Raw genomic sequence first — 1,745 nt, 5'->3', positions numbered from 1 at the left:
GATGCCGCCCTCGATGATCGCCTGGCGGTATTCGGCATAAGGCGGCGGTTTGATGGCCGGCAGGATGGTCAGGTTCACGCCGAACGGCTTGTCGGTCATCTCCTTGGTGCGGGCGATCTCCTTGGCGAGGTCTTCCGGCGTCGGCTGGGTCAGCGCCGTCAGGAAGCCGAGGCCGCCTGCTTCGGCCACTGGCGCAACCATTTCGGCATAGCCGACCCACTGCATACCGCCCTGCACAATCGGATGCTCTATCCCGAAAGCTTCGGTAAAACGCGTCTTGATAGCCATGTTTCTTCCCTTCTTCTGCAGCCTTGAGCGGCGCCTTATCTTCGACGCCGTTGTAAAACCAAAGACGAGGAAGATCAGCCCGTCACGCCGGGGAAAGGGCTTGCCGGTACAGCGGGCCTAAAGCTCGCCCCGAATCCGCTTCATCACGCCTGAAAAATCGAGCCCGGCATGGCCATCCTCATCGAGTTTGGCATAGATGTCGCGGGCATGCTCACCGAGGGGCGCCTCTGCGCCAGCGCCTTCAGCTGCGCCGAGTGCGAGCCGCAGATCCTTGAGCATCATGGCGACCGCGAAGCCCGGCTGGTAGTCGCGGTTGGATGGCGCGGCGGGAACCGGACCGGGCGCCGGGCAATAGCTTGTCATGGACCAGCACTGGCCGGAGGCCGTGGATGAAATGTCGAAAAACGTCTGCGCATCAAGGCCGAGCTTTTCTGCGAGGTTGAACGCCTCGCATGTGCCAATCATCGAAATACCGAGCAGCATATTGTTCGCGATCTTCGCCACCTGCCCATTGCCGGCGTCGCCCGCGTGGAAGACATTCTTGCCCATGATTTCCAGTAGCGGCTTGGCCTTTTCGAAGGCCTCTTTCGGCCCGCCGACCATGAAGGTCAGCGTGCCGGCATCGGCCGCCGCAGTCCCGCCTGAGACTGGCGCATCGACCATAAGGAAGCCGCCATCTGCGGCTTGCTTCGCGGCCTCACGGCTCTCTTCAACGGAGATGGTCGAGCAATCGAGAAAGAGCGTGCCAGGCGCGCTATGCGCAGCCACGCCGTCCTCACCGAAATAGACAGACAGAACGTGCTTGCCGGCCGGTAGCATGGAGACCACGACGTCGGCGCCCGCAACCGCATCGGTAAGAGAGCGAGCGCCGGTCGCGCCAGCTTCTTCCGCCTTGCGGATGGCTTCAGCGCTCAAATCGAAAGCACGGACCTCATGGCCTGCCTTGGCGAGGTTCGCGCACATGCCTGAGCCCATATTCCCAAGGCCGATAAATGCAACTTTCGTCATGGCTGTTTTCTCTCTCAGATGAATTGGAGCTCGTTCTCGCCCAGCAGCGCGAAGAAGCTGTCGACCAGGTCGTCGGAGACAGCTTCCAGCGTGGGTGGCTGCCATTTCGGATTATGGTCCTTGTCGACGAGCACGGCGCGAACGCCTTCAATGAAGTTCTCGGTGCAGACGAGTCGCCCGCCGATCCGGTACTCCATACGCATGTTCTCGCGGAAATCGTCCATCTTGCCGCCTTCCGTGAGCTGGCGATGCGCAATCTTCATGGTAAGGGGGGATTTGGAGCTCAGCATTTCAGCTTGCGCCTTGGCCCAGTCGCTCCCCTCGCTCAGCGCCGCGACAATCTCTTCAACCGTATCTTTGCCGAAGCAGGCATCGATCTCTTGCCTGTGCTCAGCGAAACTCGCGCTCGCCTCGGTATTGAGCGCTTCCAGCGCGCCAACGCCCTGTTC

At 61.2% G+C, this 1,745-nt stretch carries 3 protein-coding genes; all 3 read right to left on the bottom strand.

Going from position 1 to position 1,745, the window contains the following annotated elements; genetic code table 11:
* Positions 1 to 288 (bottom strand): NAD(P)H-dependent flavin oxidoreductase (locus WA989_RS00645; RefSeq protein WP_424338604.1); only part of this gene is annotated, 288 nt, incomplete at its 3' end.
* A 117-nt stretch (positions 289 to 405) separates the two neighbouring features.
* Positions 406 to 1,296, bottom strand: coding sequence for a 3-hydroxyisobutyrate dehydrogenase (gene mmsB / locus WA989_RS00640; protein ID WP_424338603.1), 891 nt, complete (start codon positions 1,294 to 1,296; stop codon positions 406 to 408).
* Between the two features lie 14 nt (positions 1,297 to 1,310).
* A partial coding sequence (locus WA989_RS00635; RefSeq protein ID WP_424338602.1) for an enoyl-CoA hydratase/isomerase family protein occupies positions 1,311 to 1,745 on the bottom strand: 435 nt, incomplete at its 5' end.

The organism is Henriciella sp. (genome assembly GCF_049649345.1).
In the GTDB taxonomy this organism is placed as follows: Bacteria; Pseudomonadota; Alphaproteobacteria; order Caulobacterales; family Hyphomonadaceae; genus Henriciella.
The sequence above is the reverse complement of the archived record's forward strand: the minus strand, read 5'-3'. Positions and strand labels throughout refer to the sequence as shown.